This is a genomic window from Thermococcus sp. (assembly GCF_015523185.1).
GTDB lineage: Archaea > Methanobacteriota_B > Thermococci > Thermococcales > Thermococcaceae > Thermococcus.
The window spans coordinates 31469-55182 of sequence record NZ_WAKV01000004.1; the positions used below are offsets into that span (position 1 = coordinate 31469).

General features: G+C 52.1%; 23 protein-coding genes. 9 read left to right on the forward strand and 14 right to left on the reverse strand.

Features of this window, described 5'->3' with window-relative positions; translation table 11 throughout:
- Positions 1–2: 2 nt before the first annotated feature.
- Positions 3–1505 carry a phenylalanine--tRNA ligase subunit alpha gene (locus F7B33_RS00295; RefSeq protein WP_297072457.1) on the reverse strand — a complete coding sequence of 501 codons (1503 nt, stop codon included), beginning with the start codon at positions 1503–1505 and terminating at the stop codon, positions 3–5.
- A 69-nt stretch (positions 1506–1574) separates the two neighbouring features.
- On the reverse strand, positions 1575–2627 hold the full coding sequence (gene tdh / locus F7B33_RS00300; protein ID WP_297062144.1) for an L-threonine 3-dehydrogenase: 1053 nt from the start codon (positions 2625–2627) through the stop codon (positions 1575–1577).
- A 192-nt stretch (positions 2628–2819) separates the two neighbouring features.
- On the opposite strand from tdh, the gene F7B33_RS00305 reads away from it, so the two are divergent.
- Positions 2820–3563, forward strand: a complete 744-nt coding sequence (locus F7B33_RS00305; RefSeq protein ID WP_297062130.1) for a MinD/ParA family protein — start codon at positions 2820–2822, stop codon at positions 3561–3563.
- A gap of 16 nt (positions 3564–3579) precedes the next feature.
- Entirely contained in the window at positions 3580–4800 is a 1221-nt protein-coding gene (gene hmgA, locus F7B33_RS00310; RefSeq protein ID WP_297062128.1) for a hydroxymethylglutaryl-CoA reductase (NADPH), read from the forward strand.
- Here hmgA and F7B33_RS00315 read toward each other — a convergent pair.
- The 5 genes from F7B33_RS00315 to F7B33_RS00335 all read right to left on the reverse strand — a co-directional run bounded on the left by F7B33_RS00315 (position 4797) and on the right by F7B33_RS00335 (position 9591).
- Positions 4797–5378 carry a hypothetical protein gene (locus F7B33_RS00315; protein ID WP_297072459.1) on the reverse strand — a complete coding sequence of 194 codons (582 nt, stop codon included), beginning with the start codon at positions 5376–5378 and terminating at the stop codon, positions 4797–4799. The genes hmgA and F7B33_RS00315 overlap by 4 nt on opposite strands.
- 107 nt (positions 5379–5485) lie before the next feature.
- Positions 5486–5986, reverse strand: coding sequence for a hypothetical protein (locus tag F7B33_RS00320; RefSeq protein WP_297072461.1), 501 nt, complete (start codon positions 5984–5986; stop codon positions 5486–5488).
- Positions 5987–6016: 30 nt separating this feature from the next.
- Complete coding sequence (gene gatE / locus F7B33_RS00325) at positions 6017–7909, reverse strand: Glu-tRNA(Gln) amidotransferase subunit GatE (RefSeq protein WP_297072509.1); 1893 nt, start codon at positions 7907–7909, stop codon at positions 6017–6019.
- A gap of 5 nt (positions 7910–7914) precedes the next feature.
- Positions 7915–9234: a Glu-tRNA(Gln) amidotransferase subunit GatD gene (gene gatD / locus F7B33_RS00330; protein ID WP_297066546.1), complete on the reverse strand. Its 1320-nt coding sequence runs from the start codon at positions 9232–9234 to the stop codon at positions 7915–7917.
- Between the two features lie 63 nt (positions 9235–9297).
- Positions 9298–9591, reverse strand: coding sequence for a transcriptional regulator (locus F7B33_RS00335; RefSeq protein WP_297072463.1), 294 nt, complete (start codon positions 9589–9591; stop codon positions 9298–9300).
- A gap of 45 nt (positions 9592–9636) precedes the next feature.
- Here F7B33_RS00335 and F7B33_RS00340 point away from each other — a divergent pair, with 45 nt between their 5' ends.
- The 6 genes from F7B33_RS00340 to rsmA all read left to right on the forward strand — a co-directional run bounded on the left by F7B33_RS00340 (position 9637) and on the right by rsmA (position 14707).
- Entirely contained in the window at positions 9637–10821 is a 1185-nt protein-coding gene (locus F7B33_RS00340; RefSeq protein ID WP_297072465.1) for a tRNA pseudouridine(54/55) synthase Pus10, read from the forward strand.
- 49 nt (positions 10822–10870) lie between these two features.
- Positions 10871–12379 carry a hypothetical protein gene (locus F7B33_RS00345; protein WP_297072467.1) on the forward strand — a complete coding sequence of 503 codons (1509 nt, stop codon included), beginning with the start codon at positions 10871–10873 and terminating at the stop codon, positions 12377–12379.
- Between the two features lie 139 nt (positions 12380–12518).
- Positions 12519–12815, forward strand: coding sequence for a 50S ribosomal protein L21e (locus F7B33_RS00350; protein WP_297066524.1), 297 nt, complete (start codon positions 12519–12521; stop codon positions 12813–12815).
- 2 nt (positions 12816–12817) lie between these two features.
- Positions 12818–13186: an RNA polymerase Rpb4 family protein gene (locus F7B33_RS00355; protein ID WP_297072511.1), complete on the forward strand. Its 369-nt coding sequence runs from the start codon at positions 12818–12820 to the stop codon at positions 13184–13186.
- A gap of 70 nt (positions 13187–13256) precedes the next feature.
- Entirely contained in the window at positions 13257–13877 is a 621-nt protein-coding gene (locus F7B33_RS00360; RefSeq protein ID WP_297072469.1) for a DUF655 domain-containing protein, read from the forward strand.
- The gene (rsmA, locus tag F7B33_RS00365; RefSeq protein WP_297066519.1) at positions 13874–14707 is read left to right on the forward strand and encodes a 16S rRNA (adenine(1518)-N(6)/adenine(1519)-N(6))-dimethyltransferase RsmA; all 834 of its coding nucleotides are present in this window, start codon (positions 13874–13876) and stop codon (positions 14705–14707) included. The genes F7B33_RS00360 and rsmA overlap by 4 nt, the downstream gene beginning before the upstream one ends.
- On the opposite strand, the gene F7B33_RS00370 is transcribed toward rsmA, so the two are convergent.
- A complete protein-coding gene (locus F7B33_RS00370; protein WP_297066517.1) occupies positions 14685–15206 on the reverse strand; it encodes a rubrerythrin in 522 nt (173 codons plus the stop codon). The genes rsmA and F7B33_RS00370 overlap by 23 nt on opposite strands.
- 59 nt (positions 15207–15265) lie before the next feature.
- On the opposite strand from F7B33_RS00370, the gene F7B33_RS00375 reads away from it, so the two are divergent.
- The gene (locus F7B33_RS00375) at positions 15266–17011 is read left to right on the forward strand and encodes a radical SAM protein (RefSeq protein ID WP_297072472.1); all 1746 of its coding nucleotides are present in this window, start codon (positions 15266–15268) and stop codon (positions 17009–17011) included.
- On the opposite strand, the gene F7B33_RS00380 is transcribed toward F7B33_RS00375, so the two are convergent.
- The 6 genes from F7B33_RS00380 to F7B33_RS00405 all read right to left on the reverse strand — a co-directional run bounded on the left by F7B33_RS00380 (position 17001) and on the right by F7B33_RS00405 (position 23629).
- Positions 17001–17780 carry a hypothetical protein gene (locus tag F7B33_RS00380; RefSeq protein ID WP_297066511.1) on the reverse strand — a complete coding sequence of 260 codons (780 nt, stop codon included), beginning with the start codon at positions 17778–17780 and terminating at the stop codon, positions 17001–17003. The genes F7B33_RS00375 and F7B33_RS00380 overlap by 11 nt on opposite strands.
- Positions 17781–17829: 49 nt before the next feature.
- Positions 17830–19701, reverse strand: coding sequence for an S-layer protein (locus F7B33_RS00385; RefSeq protein WP_297072474.1), 1872 nt, complete (start codon positions 19699–19701; stop codon positions 17830–17832).
- Positions 19702–19894: 193 nt separating this feature from the next.
- A complete protein-coding gene (locus F7B33_RS00390) occupies positions 19895–20692 on the reverse strand; it encodes a hypothetical protein (protein ID WP_297072477.1) in 798 nt (265 codons plus the stop codon).
- Positions 20693–20694: 2 nt separating this feature from the next.
- Positions 20695–21744: an AmmeMemoRadiSam system radical SAM enzyme gene (gene amrS / locus F7B33_RS00395; RefSeq protein ID WP_297072513.1), complete on the reverse strand. Its 1050-nt coding sequence runs from the start codon at positions 21742–21744 to the stop codon at positions 20695–20697.
- Between the two features lie 18 nt (positions 21745–21762).
- Complete coding sequence (locus F7B33_RS00400; protein WP_297072479.1) at positions 21763–22491, reverse strand: polysaccharide deacetylase family protein; 729 nt, start codon at positions 22489–22491, stop codon at positions 21763–21765.
- A complete protein-coding gene (locus tag F7B33_RS00405) occupies positions 22484–23629 on the reverse strand; it encodes a glycosyltransferase family 4 protein (RefSeq protein ID WP_297072482.1) in 1146 nt (381 codons plus the stop codon). Before F7B33_RS00405 ends, F7B33_RS00400 begins: the two co-directional genes overlap by 8 nt.
- Positions 23630–23714 lie beyond the last annotated feature (85 nt).

Here is a 23714-nt window from a genome sequence, read left to right on the forward strand (position 1 = left end):
CATCACCACACCAGCTTCGCTTCCCTGAGCCACCTCAAGTCGTAGCTGAACAGGTAGCGGATGTCGTCAATGCCGAGCTTGAACATGGCCAATCTGTCAATGCCTATCCCCCACGCTATTACCGGAGCGTCTATGCCCAAAGCCTTAGTCATCTCCTCGCGGAATATTCCGGCACCACCGAACTCAACCCAGCCGAGCTCAGGGTGATATGCGCTCATCTGGACGCTCGGCTCTGTGAAGGGATAGTAATCCGGCAGGAACTTTACTTTTTTGGCCCCGGCTATCTCCACCGCGAAGCGCTTGAGGATTCCAAGAAGGTGCCTGAAGTTCAAATCCTCACCAACGACGAAGCCGTCTATCTGGTTGAACTCGATTAAGTGGGTTCTATCAAGGACGTCCGGTCTAAAAACGCGCTGTATCGTGAAGTATTTCCCGGGAATCTCAACGCCTTTGGCGAGCTGTCTGGCATCCAAAGCTGTGCCGTGTGCCCTCGGCATCAGCAACATCGCCCGCTCCGGACTCCAGGTATAACCCCAGCCACGAGAGCCGGCCAAACCGCGCTCGTGTGCCTCTTTAACCCTCTCAACGAGCTCCTTCTCGGGCAGATAACCCCTCTTGGGATATTTAAGCTGGTACGTGTCCGTCCACTCTCTCGCCGGATGGTTCTGGGGCTGGAAGAGGGCATCGAAGTTCCAGAACTGGGTCTCTATGAGACTCTCAACAGTCATCTCGATGAAGCCCATCTCGATTAGCCTTCTCCTTATCTTGTCGAGGAAAGCCCTGTAGGGCTGTTTCTTGCCAGGGTAAATCCTCCTAACGGGGGCTTTGATGTCAAACTTCCTGAACTCGACCTCGCGCCACTTGCCGGACTTTATGAGCTCTGGAGTTAGGACGGAAACTTCCCTTTTCAGCTCGATGCCTTTTTTCACGAGCTCCTCTCCAGCTGGGGTTATCTCAACCGTTCTCTCGGTTACCGTCTCTTCCTCTGCCACCTTCCTCCTCTTGAGCTCCTTGACTGGAACGAGCTTTTCCATTTCCTTAACTGGAACGACTTTCTTCCCGGCGAGAAGTTTTAGGGCCCTATCAATGGGTCTCTCTTCAGCCTCGAGGCCCCTCTCAGTAATCTCAAGGACCAGCTTTCCGTTCTCCTTTCTAACGTTTGCCCAGCCCTCCTTCCTGAGAAGGCCGACTATCGGCTTCAGCTCGTCTTCGCTGAGAACTTCCCTTAGGTCATTGAGTGTAGCCTTTCTTTTCTCTCTCAGAACCTTCAGAGCCCTCCATTCCGGAAGACCTATGTCAGCGTACTTTTTCCCGGTCTCGGTGAGCTTTACAACCTTTTCGCTCCTCTCATTAAGTTTGGCTAAACCTTTCGCCTGAAGACCAAGGACGGCCCTCATCACGGCTACCTGTTCGAGGCCGGTTTTTTGTACTAACTCCTCGAATTTAGCCCTTTTAAGCTCACCAAGCTTGATAAGCGTGAGCTTCTCTTGGTAGCTCAGCTCCATGGTGCCACCTCCCCGTTTGGGTGTGCGTGAGAACTTAAGAGAATTGCGGTGAAAGAAGAGGAAGAAACTTCATCCCTCATGCGGGAAGAAGACGACCTTTCCAGTCTTGCCAGCGCGCATAAGCTCAAAAGCTTCCTCGAACTTGTCAAAGCCCTTGTACTTGTGGGTGATTATCGGGTCGAGGTTAAGTTTTCCGCTCTGGATGAGGCTTGAAACGGTGTACCAGGTCTCCCAGAGGTGCCTTCCCGTTATACCGTGTATTTCGAGTGCCTTGAAGATTATGAGGTTGTTGAAATCCAGCGTAACGTCCCGTGAGAAGAGGCCGAGAAGGGAAACCCTTCCACCCGGGGTTACGGCCTTAAGACCCTGCTCAAGGGCCTTTGGTGCTCCGCTGAACTCAAGGAAGACCTCAACTCCAGCTCCATCAGTTATACTCATGACAACCTCGACGGGGTCTTCCTCAAAGGGGTTAACCACGTAGTCGGCGCCGACTTTCTTGGCCAGCTTTCTTCTGTATTCGCTCGGCTCGCTCACGATGACTGGATAGGCACCACTTGCCTTCGCCACGGCTATTCCGAGAAGTCCAAGCGGGCCGGCTCCGGTTATGAGAGTGCTCCTACCCGCTATTGGTCCGGCTAAAACGGTATCAACAGCATTTCCAAGGGGCTCTTGCAATGCCGCGTACTCGGGCTTCATATCCTTCGGGTTCTTCCATGCGTTTTTAGCAGGAACGATGGCGTAGTGGGCAAAGACACCGTCCATGTCAACGCCAAAAATCTTCGTGTTCTGACAGACATGGTAGCGGTTGTGTCTGCAGGCGTAGCACTTGCCACAGACGATGTGGGTTTCCACGCTTATGTAGTCTCCGACCTGAAGGTCTTCAACGCCCGGACCCACCTCAACTACTTCTCCAGCAACCTCGTGGCCCATAATCTGGGGCGGCTTTATCCTGCTCTGCGCCCACTCGTTCCACTCGTAGATGTGCAAGTCGGTTCCACAGATGCTCGTTGCGAGAACCTTTATGAGAACCTCTCCCGGGCCGGGCTTTGGGACGTCAACCTCAACGAGTTCAGCCCCGTAAGCGGGCTTTGTCTTCATAATAGCCTGCATTTTCTCAACCATGGTAATCATCTCCTTAGCCTTACAACGGGAGTCTAAATGTAACGATATAAACCTTTTGTGTTCATCGAGTGGAGAATGCTCATCACTGGGCAGAATTGTGTAGATACACATGCAGGGAGTTCTGCAGGTAAGCTCACCCAATCGGAAACCTTATATCCTAAACCCCTAACAAAAAAGCTTAGAGGGGTAGCGATGGCAGTGATAGTCGTAACGGGGCGCGGAGGTGCTGGCAAAACGACCACGACGGCGAACCTTAGCTCTTATCTCGCCATGAAAGAGTATAGGGTTCTAGCCGTTGACGGTGACCTTTACCTTCCGAACCTCGGTTTTCACTTTGCCCTTGATACGGTCAAATACACCGTTCATACCCTTCTGAAGAACCCGGACATTGACCCGGAATGGGCAATATACCGCCACAAGGAAACCGGCGTTTATGTAATGCCTGGAAGCACACAGCTTCAGGACGTTCTCGGGATTTCTCCAAGGAGGCTCGTTGATATTCTTGAGAGGGTGAAATACAAGTTCGGCGTCGTTTTTGTTGATTCCCCAACGGGAGTTCCCTTCGACACGCTCCCCACTTTTCAGGTCGCCAATTACCAGCTTATAGTTGTCGAAATAGAGCGCTCTCCAATTTACTCCTTCGAGACAATGGTGAAAAACGAAATCGAAAAGCTCAAGGCTCTCGGCGAGAAGTACAACCTCAACATAGGTGTTGTTCTGAACAAGGTTCGCGAGAGTGCCGATGTAGTTGACAAGATAATTGAGGCCATAGAGGAGGATTTGGACGTCCCTGTTCTCGGATGGGTCCCCTTCGATTACAACGTTCCCGAATCCATCAACGTTGGAATTCCGATAATTAAATACCTCCCCAACAGCGATGCGGCCGTCGCGTTTAAGGAAATCGGTGAGGTTCTTGAGGAATGGATTTTCGGCTGATTCTGGGGGTGTTGAAATGGAGTTTGAGGAGATAGTTGAGAAAGTCGTTAACGGGGAGATAAAGCTTCATCAGGTCGAGAAGTACACCGACAAGAGGACCGCAACAGAGGTAAGGAGGAAGGCCCTCGAAAGGAAGCTCGGAATAAAGCTTGAACACATAGGACACTACTCGATAGACCCCGAGCAGGTCATCGGCAGGAACATTGAAAACATGATTGGCGTCGTCCAGATACCGATGGGTGTTGCTGGACCGCTCAAAATCAATGGGGAGTACGCAAAAGGCGAGTTCTACATCCCGCTTGCCACAACCGAAGGGGCGCTCGTTGCCAGCGTTAATCGCGGTTGCTCCGCTTTAACGGAAGCCGGAGGTGTAAAAACGACGCTCATAGACGACAAGATGACGCGCGCTCCTCTCCTCAAGTGTCCCGACGCGAGGAGAGCGAGGGAAGTGGCGAACTGGGTCAAGAACAACATTGACTACCTTCAGGAAAAGGCCGTGAGCAAGGTCACCAGACACGGAAAGCTCCGGGGTGTTAAGCCCTTCATAGTGGGCAACAACCTTTATCTGCGCTTCGAGTTTGAAACCGGCGACGCGATGGGCATGAACATGGTAACGATAGCGAGTGAGGAGATAATGAAGGTCATCGAAGAGAAGTTCCCCGATGTGAGGTATCTGGCCCTCTCGGGGAACCTCTGCGTTGACAAGAAGCCGAACGCGACCAACTTCATCCTTGGAAGGGGCAAAACGGTAATAGCAGAAGCGATAATCCCGAGGGAAATTGTCGAGAAGAAGCTGAAGACGACGCCAGAGCTAATAGCAGAGGTCAACTACCGCAAAAACCTCGTCGGCTCGGCTCAGGCGGGTTCCTACGGATTCAACGCGCACTTCGGCAACATCGTCGGTGCAATCTTCCTCGCTACTGGACAGGACGAGGCCCAGATAACGGAGGGTTCGCACGGCATAACTTTAGCCGAAGTCACCCCCGAGGGCGACCTTTATATAAGCATAACCATGCCGAGCCTCGAAATCGGAACCGTCGGTGGGGGAACGAGGGTTCCGACGCAGAGGGAAGCGCTCTCGATTATGGGTGTGGCCGGTGGCGGAGAGCCGGCAGGGACAAACGCCAAGAAGTTCGCCGAGATAGTTGCCGGTGCAGTTCTGGCAGGAGAACTCTCGCTCCTCGCGGCGATAGCGGCGAAACACCTCGCGAAGGCCCACAAGGAGCTCGGACGCTAAAGGGAAACCCTTACTACATTACCCTTCTTTTCCGAGACCTCGTACATCCTTCTGACTGTTTTTTTATTTACTTCAGTCATCATGTACCTGCCTTTGGATTCTCTCCCCAATAACTGCTCAACCGTCGTGAAAATGACACCAAGGAGAAGGGCTCCCCACAGGCCCGCATGGAAGTAGGTCGAAAGGGACCCTACGACCAGTGTGGCAACGCCGTCTATCAGCAGACGCCATTTCCGGGCTTTTCGCTTCCATCCTCTATCGCTCATTCTTTCAAGGTCATTCTCGGCGAGGGCCCCGAAGAACTCTCTAAGTCCCTTCTTAGGGATGACGAAAACTCTGGGCAAGGTTTCGTTGATTAGGATTAGGTTTTCCTTGAGTGGGAGAACGAAGACGTAACGGTTCTCGTCCCTCACGTCAATAACCAGCAAACCCTCGTTCTTTCCGGGAACTGGGACTATAGAAAAGCTCTCGGGCGAAGGGTTCTTGAACTCAAAAGCTGAGGGTAAGGCCTCCCTAACCCTCCCGGGGGAAACACTCAGTTCGTAGTACAGGATTGGCACGGTGTTTATGAACTTCATCGAAGGGAAAACAACTTCACGCTTTAAATTGATTTCGTTCTCATGTTGGTAAGGTAGGTTTTTAAAAGGACATCCCAAACTCCGAGGGGGATGATGAGCAGTTTCCCTCACTCCGAGCTATGACGAGGAGCCGATGCTCTGACCCGCTCCCTCTTTTTGTAGCCTCTCCTAAAGTTCTCAATTACCCCTGAGAGCAAGAAAAGAAAGGCCACATAGGAGGAGACCTCGTTGAGAGCATCGTTTTTGTAGCCGAAATAGCTGAGAAGAATTGCCAAGCCCCAGAGGACGGCTTGGACAACGTTTATAACCGTATTGAACCGGGATTTCTTCACGCCTAGGATTTCCTCCGCCACGTTTTTAAGTCCGCTTTCCCGGGAAACGAGGAACTCGTAAACCTTCCCTCCAAGTTCGTACTCCCCAGGAGCAACGTACACTGCCTTGGGAGTGTTCACAACGGTTATTTTTGGACTCGAATACGCCACCTGGAGGAGGGCATCCACCAGTGCCTCAACATCCTGTGAAAAAAGGACGGTATAATTCCTGAGGGTTCCTTTTACATCGTCGTTGTCGAGCTCGTGGTAGTAAACCACAAACCTCGCTTTGACCATGATGAGGAGTAAGAAAAGGACCTTAAAAGATTAACCTTTGCTCACCTCCTGAATCTTCTTCCTGACGAGCTGGCTGACGAGCTTACCGTCCGCCCTACCGCGAAGCTTCGCCATCGCCCTTCCCATTATCATGCCCATCGCGCCCATGCCCTTGGCTTTTATGACGTCAATGTTGACTCTGACCACCTCGTCGATGATTTTTTCCACTTCTTCCTCGCTCAGGAGCGTTAGACCCTTCTCCTCGGCGACCTGCTGGGCGGTCTTCTCTGGGTGCATGGCGAGTTCCTTGAAAATCTCCTCAAAGGCTTCCTTCGCAATCCTGCCATTGAGATAGAGTTCAAAGGCCTCCCTGATGTGCTCCTCGGTTACCTTCTCTATCGGAACCTCCTTCTTGAGGCCCTTGAGGACAACCACGAGGACTGAAGCGGCCAGCGATGGCTTTATGCCCTTCTTCACGAGCTCCTCGAAGAGCTCGTCGCGCTCATCGTTGACGAGGGTTTCAGCCAAGCTCCTGTCAATCTTGTACTCCTTCACGTAGCGCTCAACCTTCTCCTGTGGCAACTCCGGAAGGTTCGCCTTAATCCTCTCCTTCTCCTCCGGCGGGATAAAAATTGAGGGTATGTCCGTTTCAGGATACATTCTCGCTTTACCCGGGAGGGGGCGCATGTACTGGGTGTTGCCGTCCGGCAAAGCCCTCCTCGTCTCCTCTGGAACGCCCTCTATCGCTTCTCTAGCGCGTTTGATTACCTCGCGAAGGGCTTTCTTGGCGGTTTCTTCCTCTGCAGCGACAAGAACGAACGCGTCTTCTTCGCCAAGGTCAAGCTTTTCGATGATTGCGTTAACCTCCTTTTCCGTAATTCCATAGTTCGGTAGTTCATCAATGTGGAAGATTCCCCTCACGTACTTTTTGGCCCTGTCTGCCATTTCCGTGCCCAAACGCCTGCCCGGCTGGATTTCTCTACCTATAAGCCCTCTGAACTTAGGCAACTTAACGGCAAGAACCTTTCCACCTTTTTTTATTGTTCGGGCGATTATTTTTGATTCAGTGTTCTGGAAGACGTCGGTAACGTCGTAAAATTCCTCCTTAATGTCATCGGGCTTAACACCCCTCTCGCGAAGCTCGTCGCGGATTTTGAGAAGGTTAAGCTGTCTTTCAACTTCCCTCTCGATGATGAGGGGAATCATGTCCAGCTCCTGCACGCCCTTAATCTCGACGCGAGCACCACCTTTAATGGAGACGTTCAAATCCTGCCTTATAGTTCCGAGACCGCGCTTGACCTTTCTCGTTGCCCTTAAGGCATCGCCGATGTACTTCGCAACCACCTTTGCCTGCTCGGGGTGGTGTATGTCGGGAGTTGTGCTTATCTCAACCAGCGGAATTCCGAGGCGGTCGAGGCGGTAGATTACCTCCTTCTCCCTACGCTCAACGATACGGCAGGCGTCTTCCTCAAGGCATATCGTCGGGATTCCAACGCTTCCCCAGGGGGTGTCAACTCTACCGTCGAGTGCTATTATCGCCGTTCTTTGAAAACCGGAAACGTTCGAGCCGTCTATGACTATCTTACGCATGAAGTGGACTTCATCAACGGGCTTTGCGTTGAGGAGGTAGGCAATCTGAAGGGTAACCTCTAGGGCTTCCCTGTCGGGCCCCCTCGGTGGTTCTTCATCCATATAAACCAAATCGCTGAGCTCGTAGTTGCCCTCGTAGATGTATTTTCTCCCCTTTTTGAACTCTTCCAGAGCGGCAGGGTCAATTTCCCCGAGCTCGCTCATCGTGGGTCTTAAGCGTCTTTCAAAGGTGAAGTCAACCTTCTCGGTCAGCTCGCTCGGAACGGGTGAGAACAGCTTTTTGGTATCTAGTTGTCTGTGAATCTCAAGGCCGACCTTTAGGCCGAGCTTTTCGTAATCGAACTTCTCGGTCATTTTCATCACCTCAGGAAGGTGTCAAACCTCGTGTAGGGCGTTATCTCGCCGGCGTAGTTGGTGAGCATCATCTTTCTCACTTCATCGAGGTCGCTGGTATGGCCGAGAACCCACATCAGCTTGACGTAGGCAGTCTCAGGCAACATGTCTTCGCAGGGAATCGCCCCAGCTTTTAGGAGCTTTCTCCCGTTGGAGTAGACGTTCAGGTTCACCCTTCCGTAGAGGCACTGGCTCGTTACGCAGACTGCCACACCATCCTCAACGGCGCGCTGGACGTGGGGTATGAAATCCTGGGGAACGTGGCCGAGGCCCGTTCCCTCGATAACAACTCCTCTATAGCCCCTATCAACAAGGAAGTCGAGTATCTCACCGCTTATCCCCGGGTAGATTTTGAGGATTGCAACTTTCTCCTCCATCTTCCCGTCCACTTCGACTTCCCCCTCGCTCCTCTTTCTGTAATCGCTCCTAAGGAACTCTATCTCGCCCTTGGGCCATATCCTGGCTATTGGAACATCGTTTATGCTCCTGAACGCGTCTCTCCTGCTCGTGTGCATCTTCCTTACCTTCGTTCCGCGATGAGCCAAGCAGTAGGTGTCGCTAGTTTCTCCATGCATCACGACCATGACCTCGGCAACTTCACTGGTTGCCATCTTCACTGCACAGGTGAGGTTCATAGCTGAGTCACTGCTCGGCCTGTCGGAGCTCCTCTGCGCTCCAACGAGAACGACCGGCTTGGTGAGGTTCCTGAGCATGAAGCTCAATGCAGAGGCGGTATAACCCATAGTGTCCGTTCCGTGGGCGATGACAACACCATCCTCGCCGGAGTTGAGGGCCTTTGCCACTTCCTCCGCTATTTTGACCCAGTATTCAGGCTTCATGTCCTCGCTGAGGATGTTCATTATGAGCTTTGGCGTTACGTTGGCCATCTCAAAAATCTCGGGAACAGCTTTAGCGAGTTCTTCAGCGGTGAAGGCAGGGTGGACCGCTCCGGTCTTGTAGTCAATCCTGCTCGCTATCGTTCCGCCCGTTCCAAGGATTGTGACGTTGGGAAGGCCCTCCTTCCTGGGAAGGACTTCCTGGAAGGCCATCTTCGGCTTCTCAACGGCCTTCTCAAGTATCTCAACGCTCTCGATAGCGTCGATAAGAACTCCAACGTTGTAGCCGTTGTCAAGCTTTATGGTAAGAGTTTCTCCGGGAGAAAGCTCGTAGGGGGGCATTACGAGGCCCTCAAAGGTAATCCTCTCGTTTCCTTCCCTTTTTACCACTCTGATTAGGTCCCCAACCTCGAGACCGTGCTTTCTCATGAACTCCTCAACCTTCCTCATAAGCATCCCCTCGTTTTGTCGCTGAAAGAAAATGGGAACGGGGTTTTATAGGGCTTTCCCAGGTCAGCGAGCCTTTATCATGAACCTTGGCTCCTCAATCCACTCGGACTTACAGCGGGGACAGCGCGAGGGAACGTTGATTTCCGGCTTAAAGCGGAAGCCACACTTCCGGCATTCCGCGGGCTTAACAAGAAGAACCTTGCCCTCGCGTTTTAGGATTTTTTGAATGGCCTTCAAATCCTCTATGATTAACTTTTTGCTCCTCCTTCCCCTGATTCCGAGGACCTGGGCTAGCTCGCTCACGGAGTAGTCCCTCTCCTCCAAAAGGCTTATTATCCGTTCCCTCCGAGTGGCCATCGGGAGAAGTTGGGCGGGAAGATAAAAAGCTTTAGGGTGGAGAACATGATAATCGAAAAGGCCGAGGAAGTCCTTGAAAAACACGAACTCTGCAACCACTGCCTTGGGAGGCTCTTCGCAAAACTTGGAAAGGGAACAAACGAGGACAGGGGAAAGGCTATAAGGTTCGTCCTCAACATGGAACGCTCGGCCAGAGGCCTGGCTCCGATAGATGAGCCGGAAGAATGCGAGCTTTGTGAAAACGTCTTCGAAAGGATTCCATACCTCGTTGAGAGGATGATTGAAATCTCAAAGGGGATAGAATTCGATACGTTTCTGGTTGGTTCCCGCTTCCCCGAGGAAACCCGGGAGAAAGAGCATTCCCTCTGGGAGGAGTTTGGTATCGAGACGGCCGAACCAATTAACAGGGAGTTCAACAGGGAATTGGGAAAGGCCTTTGGACGGGCGACTGGTAAAGAAACATCCAAGAATCCGGACGTTGTCTTTATCGTTGAGCCATATTCGGGCGGTGTTGAGCTTCAAATCAATCCGGTTTATGTCTACGGCCGTTACAGAAAGCTCGTGCGCGGGATTCCCCAGACTCCCCTGCCAGATTTTGAGGACAGCGTGGCCTCGATAATCTGCAGGCCCTTTTCAAGGGCTTTCAAGGGGAAGTGCGTTTTCAAAGGAGCAGGCAGAGAGGACGTTGATGTCAGAACCCTCGGCAACGGAAGACCCTTCATCGTTGAGGTAAAGCGTCCAAAACGGAGGAAGGTTGGCCTGGAAAAAATAGCGGAGGAAATAAACTCAAGCGGTAAGGTCGAGGTTCTGAACCTTCGCTTCGTTTCATCTGGGGAAGCGGAAGAAGTCCTCACAAAGAACCACCGTAAGGAGTACCTCGCCCTTGTCCTCGTGGAGGAGGGCGTAACCCCTGAGGAAGCTGAGAATGTTGCGAGGAAGCTCAGGGGCCTGGAAATCCATCAGAGGACTCCCTGGCGCGTCAGAAAAGCCCGTGCCGATAAGGTAAGGGTCAGAAAGGTTTACGAGGCAGAGGCAAAATGGCTCGACGAGAAACACTTTGAGCTACACTTAGTCACTGACGGTGGCCTCTACATAAAGGAGTTGATTTCTGGGGACAAAGGAAGGACGAGGCCAAGTGTCACTGACCTGCTCGGAAAGAAAGCCTGGTGCGAAAGGCTTGACGTCCTTAACATACTCGACGAGAGGCCGAGGTTTCAAAACGTTGAGTAAACCAGAATCACCAAAAAGCCTTTTAATGTTTCCAACCCCTCGATGTACGGTGGTTGGAGTGAGGAAACTCGTCCCCCTTCTCGCGTTTCTGATACTCTCGAAACTGGCGGGTGCCTCGGTTCTTCTATCGGTCCCCGCCAACGGGACTGTAACGTATCCCTGGCCCGTTGCGGGCGTCGGAACGGGTGGCGGTTTCATCGTTGCTGTACCCTTTAACGTCACCTCCGAGGGAACGCCCCCCTCTCCCGGGGCATGGGTCCTCGCCTTCGGGGAAAACGGCTCGCTCCTCTGGGCGAAGAGTGTTAAGGGAGCTTTCCTCTACCCGTCCCCCGAAATACAGCATGCAACGGCAAACGGTTCGATTGTACTCGTCGGGAGGAGTGACTCTGGAAACCACACCGACCTGTGGGTGATTCAGCTTAACGACCATGGAGAACTGCTGTGGTCAATGGACTACAACCTGAACATCGGCGGGGGATGGATAACGTTCGTTGACGACGTTAGCCTGGCCAGAAACGAGACGATAATAGCGACCCACGTTGAGCGTTATTCCAATGGAACCTACTCCTCAAGCCCCCTGCTCGTTGTCCTCGATGGAAGGGGACAGGTTCTATGGGGGAGGGAATACCACTCCGTCCACGGTTCCAAGGAGCTCTATAGCGTCTCCGTAGGAAAACTTAGCGATGGCTATTACCTCGTACTCCACGACGGCCGTGGGGAGTACTACTACCTCAACCTTGACAATAACGGAAGAGTAAACGGCACCTTCAGGTTTAAGACAAACTTGAAGGGCTTCTTCGTCAAATCGGCAACGAGCACCGAAAGGGTCCTTTACTTTCTCGGCGGGTCCTCAAACGGCACCCTCCTGGGAGCGGTTCTCAACGGGAAACTCCTCTGGTCAAAGCTTTACACTCTCGTTCCAGAAAGAAAGTGCCACGGGGATTACCAGGATGCGTCCGTGGTGGGCGTTGCCCTCTATTCAACGGAGCCCTCAGATTCCCTCGCTTTCTCTGGTGGTTACCTGTACTTCCAGCCGGCCGTTTCCAGGGAGTTCAACCTGACCTGCGGTGAGCTCGGCAGGGTTTACGCCATCATAAAGACGGACGGTCTGGGGAACGTTCTTGGTAGATTTGTGACCGTTGAAAACGTCAGCGGGTTTGGAGCGTTTTTAGAGCCCAAGGGCCTGGCCGTGAAAGGAGATTCATTTATAGCCCTCTGGAGCCTGAGCCAAACTAACGGGAGCTTTGTAAAGTTTAGGAGCGTTGCCTTAATCTCTGAATTCGGGAAGAGGCCGGAGGGGAGCCTCAGGGCGTATCCCTTTAGGGTCACCACCAAACCCGTGAATGTGGCTCTCCTTCCAGATGGAAAGTTCGAATCGAGGGCAGTTACCGTTAATGCAACGGAGGTGCCTTTGAAGGTTGAGGGAACTGGAAAACCTCCCACTTTGGCCGTTGAAGCCCTGAGGGATAGCTCTAAGGCAGAAATCTGTGGACCCGGGTTAATTGTGCTCATCGCACTGCTCGCCCCCTTCATCATAATAGGGGTGAAAGATTTATAAACACTCCCCGGAAGGTTTTAGTGATTCCCAGGGGGTTAGTCCTAAGTCTAAACGGAGCGAAAAGCGTTCCCCTTGAAAAATCCCATATCGTGAACTTGAATTTGCCCGTTAGGGCCTTAAAAGGTAAGAGGTGGTGAAAATGGTTCAGAAGGCGCACAGCTTTAGGAGGAAGACGCGCGGAAAGCTCAGCAAGAAGCCAAGGAGGAGGGGCCTTCCTCCGCTCACGAGGTTCCTCCAAGAGTTTGAGGTCGGGCAGAAAGTTCATATCGTCATAGAGCCAAGCTACCACAAGGGTATGCCCGACCCGAGGTTCCACGGAAGGACCGGAACCGTCGTCGGCAAGCGTGGCGACGCTTATATCGTCCAGATAAGGGACGGTGGCAAGGTTAAGACCTTCTTCATACACCCGGTTCACCTCAGACCGCAGAAGGGATGAGCATGATAGGCAGGAAAAAGCTCGGGGAGCGGTATCTGACCATAGCTGAGGCCAAGGAGCTCCTCGAGCACAGGAAGGAAGAGGGCATGAAAGAGAACCCAGAGGAGCCCATGTTCTACGAGGCCAGGCTTAGCCTTGAGCACGCCGAAAAATTTGCCAAGCTCAGTCCCGAGAAGGCGAAGGAACTCAAGGAGAAGCTCATGGAGCTCTTCGACTGGATTGACGACAGGATAGCGTCAAAGATAGTGGACATTCTCCCGGAGGACTACCTTGACATCAGGGTAATCTTCGCCAAGGAGGATTACATGCCCTCACCGGAGGAGGCCAAGGAGATAGTTAAGCTCGTTGACGAATATCGGCCCCTCGACTGATTTTTCTCCTTTTCTTGGCGTGAGGAAAGTATAAAAACTCCTGACCAAAATAAGTTCTGGGGGAGAGAGAATGGATAGGTACAGGAGACATTCCTACCGCGAAAGCCTCGAGAAGAAAAGGCGGAATGTTGAATATGAGGAATACGCTTACGTGCTTGACTACCTTCCCGAGGGATACCTTGACTTATCAACTGGAAGGCGAAGCGGGAAGCCAGTTGCCCAGGTTCTCGGTGAGAAAGCCTTCACGCTCCTCGAGGTCACCCCGAAGGATGATTTGATGCTCTACGAGAGGGTTTTCATAGGCAAAGGCAACAGGGACAAAATCCTGCTCATCAACAGGAAGATAGCCTACAACGACCTTACTGATACGGCCAAGGCCGAGCTTCCCTACGTTGTTGAGGAGATTGTTAAGAACAACGAGGAAAGGTTCGTCCAGTTCTTCAACGTTGCACCGCCGATAACCAACAGGCTCCACAGCCTGGAGCTTTTGCCGGGGATAGGAAAGAAGCACATGTGGGAAATCATTGAGGAGAGGCAGAGAGAGCCGTTTAAGAGCTTTGAGGACCTCAAAAAACGGGTTAAGGGCTTGCCCGACCCGGTCAAGATGATAGCCAAGAGAATCGTTGATGAGCTACAGGACAAGGATCGCTACAAACTTTTCGTCGGCCACAGGAGGATTTTCAGGGGATGAGGGACGAGCTCTTCTCCCTTATTTACAAATATAACCTCAGACCCAACCGGGACCTCGGACAAAACTTTCTCATCGTGCCGGACATAATAGAGCGGAACGTGGAGAGGGCTGAGATTAGTGAAAAAGACACCGTCCTGGAGATAGGACCCGGGCTTGGGGTTCTCACGAAGAAACTCGCCGAGAGGGCCGGAACGGTCTACGCCATCGAGAAGGACAAAAGGATTATTGAGATTCTTCGGAAGGAGTACGGCTGGCCCAACGTCGAGCTGATTGAGGGTGACGCCGTCAAGGTTGAGTGGCCCGACTTTGATAAGATGGTCTCAAACCTCCCCTACCAGATTTCCTCCCCCGTTACGTTCAAGCTTTTAAGACACGACTTTGAGAGGGCAGTTTTGATATACCAGCTCGAGTTCGCAGAGAGAATGGTTGCAAAGCCCGGCGACAAGAATTACTCGCGCCTCTCGCTGATGGTGCAGGCGAAGGCCAATGTTGAGCTCGTCGAGAGGATTGGCAAAGGTGCCTTCTGGCCGAGACCTAAGGTTGATTCGGCCGTTGTTGTGATTGAACCAAAGCCGAGGGACGAGCGTGTGGAACTCGACGAGAACCTCGTGAGGGCTCTCTTCCAGCACAGGAGGAGCACCGTTGCCTCTGCCCTTAAAAAGTCGGCCCATATGCTCGGGATTGACAAAAGAAAGCTGAAAGCTCTAAAGGACGTCCTTAACTCGGTTCCCCACGCTGAGATGAGGGTTTTTCAACTTTCGCCGGGGGATGTAAAGGAGATAGAGACCTACCTGGCGAAGGAGGGGATTATAGGGGCTCCCTTCCGGTGAGCTCATGGTAGAGCTCCCTTAGGAGTTTCCTGTTCGTGTTCTCCAGTTCCCTGGCCCTGAGAAGGGTTGTTTTAGCCTCCCCTAAAAGAGAACTCTCAAGTTTTTCCAGGATTCTGTCGAAGAGCTCCTCGACCTGGAGGAGGTACTCAATAACCTCACCGACGTTGCCGGAATAGACCAGCTTCCAGAGCCTATCCCTAAGAATTCTTGGACCGGGGGCTTTGATTGCCGGCGGTTCTATTGGCTTCCCCGGAAAGAGCTCGTGGAAGAGGTTAACATACTCCTCGGCCCTCTTCAGTGAGTTCTCATAGAGGGTCTTGAAGAGCTTCGGAACCCTCTCATCCCAGGTGACCTCCATGCTCAGTTCGTAGAGCTCGTGGTATAGCTCCGCCCGTTTTAACTCCTGAGAAATCAGGTGAGAGAAAACGCCCTCGGGTCCGAGTCTGGAAAGCTCGTCGATAACGTCATCAACCCACTGGGGCATGGCTCCCTTATCCATAGGTAATCCCCAGCGCTATAGGCCGATTGGTTTTTAAAACCCATCGGGGAGTTGGTGCCATGAAGGTTGTCCTCATAGATGGCTACACTGATGAACCGGCCGGCCTTGGAGTTCCGCCGTATCTCGGAATTTACCCTAGATACGCTTACGGAGCTGTGAGAAAGGCTCGAAATGAAGCTAGGATTTTTTATCTCACAATAGATGACCTGAGGGCCACGTTTCTGGGGGAAAAAGGTATAGCGACGAAGAACAAAACTCCCAACTTCCCCAAGGTTAGGGCGATTCTTGAAAAGGCCGATGTAGTGGTTTACATTGGCGGTCTTCACACGCCGGGCAAATACCTCTCCGCCGTCCCGGGGAGCGTTGAGGAGATAGCACGCTTCATAAGGGATTTGAAGGCTGTTAAAATCCTCGGTGGGCCAGCCTTCATGGGCTCCGCATCGATGGGTGGAATCAAAATTACGAGCAGGGAGCTCCAGTTGGCGGAAAGCGTCTTTGACCACGTGGTTTATGGCGACCTGGAGGCCTTTCTCTTTGACTACTTGAGAAATCCAAAGGACGCCGACCCCCTCAGGTTTCGAACCTACGAAGAGCTACGCGATTACGCAATTTTCGGTGCTGAGGTCGTTAAGCAGTTCCCAGACTTCCCGGATTTTGTAATAGTCGAGATTGAGACCCAGCGTGGCTGTCCAAAGGCGATGGGTATAGGCGGTTGCTCCTTCTGCACCGAGCCAGTGAGATACAGAACCGTCGAAGACAGACCGGTTGAGGACGTTGTTGCCGAAGTAAAGGTTCTCTACGAGCTTGGAGTGAGGCACTTCCGGGTTGGAAGGCAGAGCTGTATCTTCTCGTACATGGCGAAACCGAACGGCAGGGTCCCGATTCCAAACCCCGAGGCGATAGAGAAGCTCTTTGCAGGAATACGTTCTGTTGCTTCTGATGTTAAAACGCTCCACGTCGACAACGCCAACCCAGCAGTGATAGCCAACTATCCCGAGGAGAGTATAAGGATTGCAAAGGCCCTCATAAAGTACGGCACACCGGGAAACGTTGTCGCCTTCGGCCTTGAGAGTGCCGACCCTCATGTGGCCAAGCTCAACAACCTGAACGCGACTGCCGAGGAAACCTACGAGGCCATTAGAATTCTCAACGAGGTCGGCGCGAGGAGGGGCTACAACGGGATGCCGTGGCTTCTGCCCGGGATAAACATAATCTTCGGTCTTCCGGGAGAGACAAAAAAGAGCTACGAGATAACCTTCCAGTTCCTCAAGAGGCTCCTCGACAATGGCCTCATGGTGAGGAGGATAAACATCCGGCAGGTGGTCGTCTTCCCCGGAACACCCCTGTGGCACATGAGGAGCAAGGTTAAGACTGAGAAGCATAAACGGCTAATCCAGCACTATAGACACAAAATAAGACACGAGATTGATTTACCGATGCTCAAACGGGTCGTCCCAGTTGGGACTGTCCTGAGGGACGTTCGTGCGGAGGTTTTCGACAACGGGTTGACCTACGGGAGGCAGATTGGGAGCTATCCACTCATCGTTGGAATTCCAAAGCAAATCCCCCTGAACAGGTTCTACGACGTCCTTATAGTTGACCACGGCTTCAGGAGCATTACCGGAATTCCGGTTCCAATAAACATTAACCGAGAAAGCCCCAAGGTTTTGGAGCTTGTTCCGGGAATCGGGAGGAAAACTGCCGTCAGAATACTCGTGAAGAGACCTTTTAAAAGCGAGGACGAGTTTTTCAACCTCATTAGTGAGGACAAAAGGGAAATACTGGGCGGAAAAATCAGCCTGTAGCCGAAACTATCTGGGGATTCTTCCCCTCAGGCCATTTGAACCCTATTATGTTCTCGATGAGGACTACCTCCGCACGAAGGGTTTCGTCGGTTTTACCCTCTATCACCAGGAGGCCTTTTCTGGGAGCATAAACGCAGTTGCATTTTGCTCCTTCAGCCGGGCCTATGAGAAGCACTGTTAGGACTTTATCATTCCCGAGAGCACCCCTGCCAATGTCGAACTTTGTCCAGAAGCTTAGGTAAGCAATATCGTGCCTGAGCTGGGTTTGTTCGTAGGCATATTCCTTCGCACTAGTATTGTCGTAACCCTTGGATTTAGCTAGCAGGTAGTAGTTCATTGAGAATATGCTTGAAACTAGTGCAGAAACTTCGGTAACTGCGACCGTTCTAAACTGGCAACTTCCGGGATATAGTTGTGGATTTGATTTACATTCCTGGACACTTGGGTTTCCAATGACTATAACAAACCTGTCGTACAGACTCCTTAACGTAATGTTGAGGTCAACCTCCGGACTGCCGGTTATGTAGCTTTTGAGCGTTATGTTAAATACCTTTGAGCCCGGCGGGAGTGATTTTTTGATACTCTCATACTGGGAGGGGTTAAGAACGTAGAATTTATCTCCCGAGTACAGCACTATGTAATGAGACTCTCCCATTGGGGCCCCTGGATTTAGGACTGCGGAGAACTTTGAGTAGCCGTAGAGAACATAAGAAACCGGCGCCAACACGACGAGCAGAACGATGATTAAAGCAACTACCTTTCTGCTCATTCAAAAAACCTCCCGGACAAGAAACGGGAATGAAAAGGGAGAAAAGAGCTCACTCCTTGGCGAGCTCCGCAATGTACTTCATAAGGGCCTCAGCGGCAACCCTGGTCTGGTTCCTGGTTGCACCGGCGACGATAACGACGTCGTAGCCGTCAAGAGCCTTTGGAATGTACTCAACGTCACCTGGGCTGTTGTACCAGTCGACCTTGCTTATGTTGTGCTCGACAAGGTACTTGGTGACGCTGTTAGCAACGGGGCCACCGACGAGGATGAGGTTGCTTCCTGGGTCGCTGATGTTGATTTCGTAGTCCATGTAGACTATCGGCTGGGTAACCGGCTTGGGAACCACTGTGGTGGTGTAGATGCCCTCGATGGTGTAGCCGCTGTCAGGTATCTGGTCGCCGATCTTGAGCTCCTTTTCGATAACCTGACCCTCCTTATCCTTGAGGCAGATGTAGGCGTAGGCGACTATGTACTGCTCTCCCTTTTGAGCGTAGACGAACTCACCGGTGGCCGGGTTGTAGTACTTGTCGTAGCCCTTCTGAACGTACTTATACTTGAGGTCGTAGACACCGAAGACGTCAATCGGGTTGCCCTCGAGGGTCTTGTCGTTGACGAGGGTTATGTTGGTGATGTACCAGACACCGTTCTTGAGGGCGGTCTTAACGGTGGCGTTCCATCCGTCAGCCGGGTGGAAGACTGGGCCAAGGGTCTCAATGTCGTACTCAGCGGAAATGCTTGCTATGATGTGGTTGTCGATACCAACGAAGGTGTCTTCGAGAGTGAGCACGAGGTTCGCCTTTCCACCGGCGGCGCTAAGGCTGTCGTAGGTCTCAACTTGGCCATTCTCCTCGACAAAGTAAACCGGCTCTCCCTTGTTGAGGATGACCTGACCGGTCTGGGCACCGGTGGCGGCATCCTTAACTATGATGAGTGCCCTGGTCTCCTGGAGGTTGATGTCAAGGACAGTAACGACCCAGTTGGTTCCGGGTATGGTCTTGCTCTGGCCAATTTCATACCACATCGGGTTGTCGGACGGAATCATACCGGCCGTGAACGTGTCGTTTCCGACCTCAAGAACGTGATAGCTGTGACCAAATACAGTGAAGTCCATGCCAGCGCTAACTCCCGGGAAGACCTCACTGACTATGGTTCCACCGTTGGCGGCAACCTCCTCGGCATCGCCGATGTAGTAGTTGGTAACGTTTTTGGTGACTTCTGTGGTACCCCACTCGGGCTTACCGAGAACTACTGTCTTGGTAGTGGTGACGCTGTAGTTGTAGAGGACGTAGTCAACGAGTATGTTGAGCTTACCCGGGGCAACGACAAGGTCAGCCTTCTTGGGCGGGGCGGTCATGTTCCACTTAGCAGGGTCAAGGCTCTTGAGCTCGGGGTTGGCGATGGTAACGTGCCAGTCGACGCTGTAGTCGCCAGCCTTGTCCTTACCTGTCAGGGTAACGGGAACCTCAAAGGCGCTCTCCCACTCGGTGTAATTGGCGGTGAAAGCGGCACCGTTGTACCAGTAGTCAGCTGGAAGCTGGTCGTAGCTGGTGGCCCATCCAACTGAAGATATGTTGTTTATCCCGTGGTCCTCGGTGATGGTGGTGTAGTTGTAAGCGTAGATGGTCCACATAGCTTCGGTAGCAGGTGGGATAACCTCTTTAATCTTGACGTAAGCGTTCTGAGCCTCAACCTGCTTGGTGGTGTAGAGCAGACTTCCAAGGGCAACAGCTATGTCAGCGGCGCTCGCAACGTCCATAGCAGCAGCGTTGCTTCCAACCACGATTTTAACGTTCGGAGTACCATCAGACTTGACGAAAAAGCTCTTTGGGATGTTCGGGACAGTGGTGGCACTAGCGAAGCCTATGGTTGCACCAATCATTGCGGCACCAACGGCAAGTGCCGCGATTTTCTTCACCTTCATTTCACAACACCTCCTTAAGTTGTTGGGCTAAAGCCCCATCTAAGTGTTGTCACTGTCATTTGGGAGCCAAAGGGTATATATACTTTTCGCTTTCAGACCCTTTCACTGGCCAAAAAAAGCTCGCCGATTGCCGTAAATGATAAAAGAAAGCTTAACTAAATGCCTATGGCAAATTCGCCTTTTGCCGATAATATCATCCGTCAGACATTAAAGCCCTTTTAACTGGTCTGCTAGTGAGTTCATTGACAAAGCCACCAATGTCAGTCAGGGCGTTCTGAAGCTCTCCTGCGGTTACGTCTATTATCTCTGGTTCGATTATGGATATTGCAACGGGTGCATACTTTCCAACGAGCTGGAACAGTGTCTCGAAAGTTGACAGAAGTTCTACCGCCAGAAGCCCCTTAAACTCTCCAGCCTCTTCAGAGCCCTCCACGGCCAGCACGTTTATCAGGCATCCCTCTATTGAAAGCGCCTTTTTCATGGTTTTCTCAATGGACTCCTTGTCTTTGCCCGAGACCTCAATTACAATGCGATAACGGATAAACCTGTCGTCGAGAATCATTGACTCAATTTCCTCCCGTGAGTAGCCAATCCTAGGCTCTGGAACGTCGCTCAGGTCAGGATACGCCGCAAGGCTTCCAAATCTGTTCATTAACTTCCCCATTACGAGTGCAACTTCCCCAAGGACTTTCATAAGCTCCTTCGAGTCCAGCTCCAATTTTCCGGGGGAGAGAATCTCCACAATGGCGGGTCCGTATTTTAGAACTGCCTTGACGAGTTCTCCAAAAGTTCCCACAACCTTAGCCTCAACCACCCCAGAGTACTTCAGGAGCTCATCCTTGTTCTCAATTATGTCCTCAACATGAACGTCCTTAACCTCGACCAGAGTCTCCCCTTTCAACTCGTTCACGATATTCTCTATAGCGCTTTCCAAAGCTTTCTTGTCGTTGGAAAGGCCTTCAATATAGAAAATCGCTTCAATCTTTTCCATTTTCACCACCACATACCCGGATAACTTTTCTTTGTGTACGTCCCTACGATGGGAATCCTCTCACCGCAGTACCTGCACCTTCCATCTTCGGTGATGTTGTACTCGGTAATCTCGAAACCCCAGCGGACTATTAAAGGCTTTCCACACCTCGGGCAGTATGTGTTTTCCCCCGGATGACCGGGCACATTGCCGATGTAGACGAACTTCAAGCCCTCCTCCTTAGCTATGCGGTAGGCCATGTCCATAGTCTCTAGAGGCGTTGGTTGGAGGTGTTTCAGCTTGTAGTGGGGGAAGAAGCGAGAGAAGTGGACCGGCGTATCGTCGCCAAGCTCTTCCACAACCCAGCGGGCGAAGGCCCGGATTTCTTCCGCTTTATCGTTGAGCGTCGGGATTATAAGGTATGTCAGTTCGACGTGGATTCCGAATTCCTTCTTGGCCATCACCGCCGTTCTCCTGCTCGGCTCACCGCTCGGCACGCTCGCTATCTTCATGTAGAACTCATCACTGAAGGCCTTGATGTCTATGTTCATAGCGTCGATGTAAGGGGCCAACTCCCTAAATGGTTCCTCGTTGATGTAGCCGTTGGTTATGAGGAGGTTGTAGATTCCCTCTCTTTTAGCGAGCTTCGCGGTATCGAGAACGAACTCGTACCAGATAACCGGCTCGTTGTAGGTGTATGCTATGCTCTCACAAGAGTAGCGCTTCGCTATTGCCACTACCATCTCTGGACTCATGTCATGAAGGTAAGGAAAGCTCTCATCAGCCTGACTAATCTCCCAGTTTTGACAGTGCTTACAGTGCATGTTACAGCCGACCGAGCTTATTGAAAGGGCACACGAACCCGGCCAGAAGTGGAAGAGTGGTTTTTTCTCAACGGGGTCGGCACCGATTGCAGAGACCTTTCCGTAGTTAAGGGTGTAGAGCTTTCCACCTATGTTCTTCCTAACCTTACAGGAACCCCTCTTCCCCTCGCTGATTATACAGTTAAGCGGGCAGAGCCTGCACCTCACACGGTTGTTATCGAGTGGCTCCCACCACATCGCCTCGCGCATGCCTCTCACCATCTTTAACTATCCTATCGTGCGTTTAAGCTTTTGGTATCCCTCGTAGAACTCCTTGAGGGTCATGAATCTAGCGCCGTTTCCAAGGTGGAACTCAATCAGCTTTCTCAACTTTTCAAGGGCTCCCCTCCCAGTTCCGAACCAGCAGTCGGGCCTGAGCCTTTTGGACATGTCCACGAACTCCCAGGGGTGGAAGATGTAAACTACCGGGCTCTCGAACCTTTTGTGAAAACCCCTCTGGAGGGCCCATGGAAGCCTTGTGACTATCGAAGTTGTCGTAGCTGGAACCTCAAGAAGGCCGTTGAACTCTGCGACACCCTTCCTCCAGCCCTTGTGCTTGGCCTTTGTTGAGTCAACCTTGAAACCAAGCTTTGCCAGAATTCCATAGTATTCGTCTGGAAACTGAAAGTTCGGCGCCCGAAAAGAGATAACCTCCCCAAATTGAGACAGCGTTTCCTTGGCCTTCACCAGCCTGCTCTCTGCTTCTCTAACAGACAGCCTGTCAAAGCGCTCGTGTTCCAAGCCGTGACAGCCGAGCTCGTGCTTTTTACCGGCGCGTCTTGCCAGTTCCGGGAACTCCTCCGCGATTCTTCCAGTGAAGAGGAAAGTCCCCTTGATTCCAAACTCCTCAAGCAGGTCCATTACCCTCGGGAGGCCATCCTCCACTCCCCTCTTTGTCTCCGCGAAGGGAGGACAGTCCCGCTCAACGTCAAAGGTGAGCATGACTATTTTACCCATTCACAGCCACCTCGTTGAGAACCTCGCGATAGAGGGAGACAATTCTCCTTACAACCACGTTCCAGTCATAGACTCTCTCAACCCTCCTCTTCCCGAGACGGCTCAGCCTCTTCTCAACACTCTGGTTGTTGAGGACAAGGTTTATCGCGTTGGCTAGCTCTCTGGCGTTTCTCGGTTGAACCAGGATACCACAGCCTTCTATTATCTCAGGAATTCCACCTACACGGGTTCCTATAACTGGTACGCCAGAGGCCATCGCCTCAAGGAGAACTATTCCAAAGGCCTCGCTGAGACTCGGCAGAACGAAGACATCACTGGCGCGGTAGAGGAGTGGGAGCTTAGAGTATTCGACCATCCCCAGAAAACGAACCCTGTCCCCAACGCCAATGAGTTTGGCCCTTTCCCTCAGAAGGGGGAGCATACTCCCCTGACCGGCTACGAGAAGCGTCCCATTGACGTGTTTCATGGCGTTTATAAGGGTTCTCGCCCCTTTTCTCGGCTCCAGCCTGCCCACGTACAGGATTACCCTCTCACCGAGACCCAGCTTTTCCTTGGCTTCCTCCTTTGAAAGAGGTATATCAAAAAATTCCACGTTGACTCCGTTCTGGATTACCTCCACTGGAACGCGGGTGAAACGCCTTATGAAGTCCTTTGAGGCTTTGCTAACTGCTATTATTCTGTTGGGATTTCTGAGGTGGTATTTGAAGTAGGGAAACGTAATCCTGGTCAGTGCTTTAATTACTGAGGAGTTCTCGTAGTTTATGCTGTGCGTTGTTATCAGCGTTGCCTTTCCTATCTTCCTGCCAGCGGAGACTGCCTTCAGTGCCAGAGGGGTAAACGCGTGCTGGCCGTGGACGACGTCGTAGCCCTCGATGTAGGGAATCATTCTGGAGGCGTTGTGAGAAAAGACGCTCATGTTGATTCCAACACTACCCAGCGTGTAACCTGGAACTTTGATTAAATCTATTCCGGCCCCCTTCAGCTCGGCCTCCTTGCCGGTCTCACGGTCGTTAGTGATTATGGCAACTTCGTGGCCTAATCTCCTGAGGTAAAGCGCGAGGTCGTGCATGTGGACGGCAACGCCACCGAGCTTAGGGTAATACCAGTCGCTCACTAGCGCGATTTTAAGGCTCTCCATACTTCCCTTCCCCCGGAGGTTAGGAGCACTATGAGTCCCAATAGGCTACCCAGCACATAGGAGATAAACCTTTCGAGTATTACCA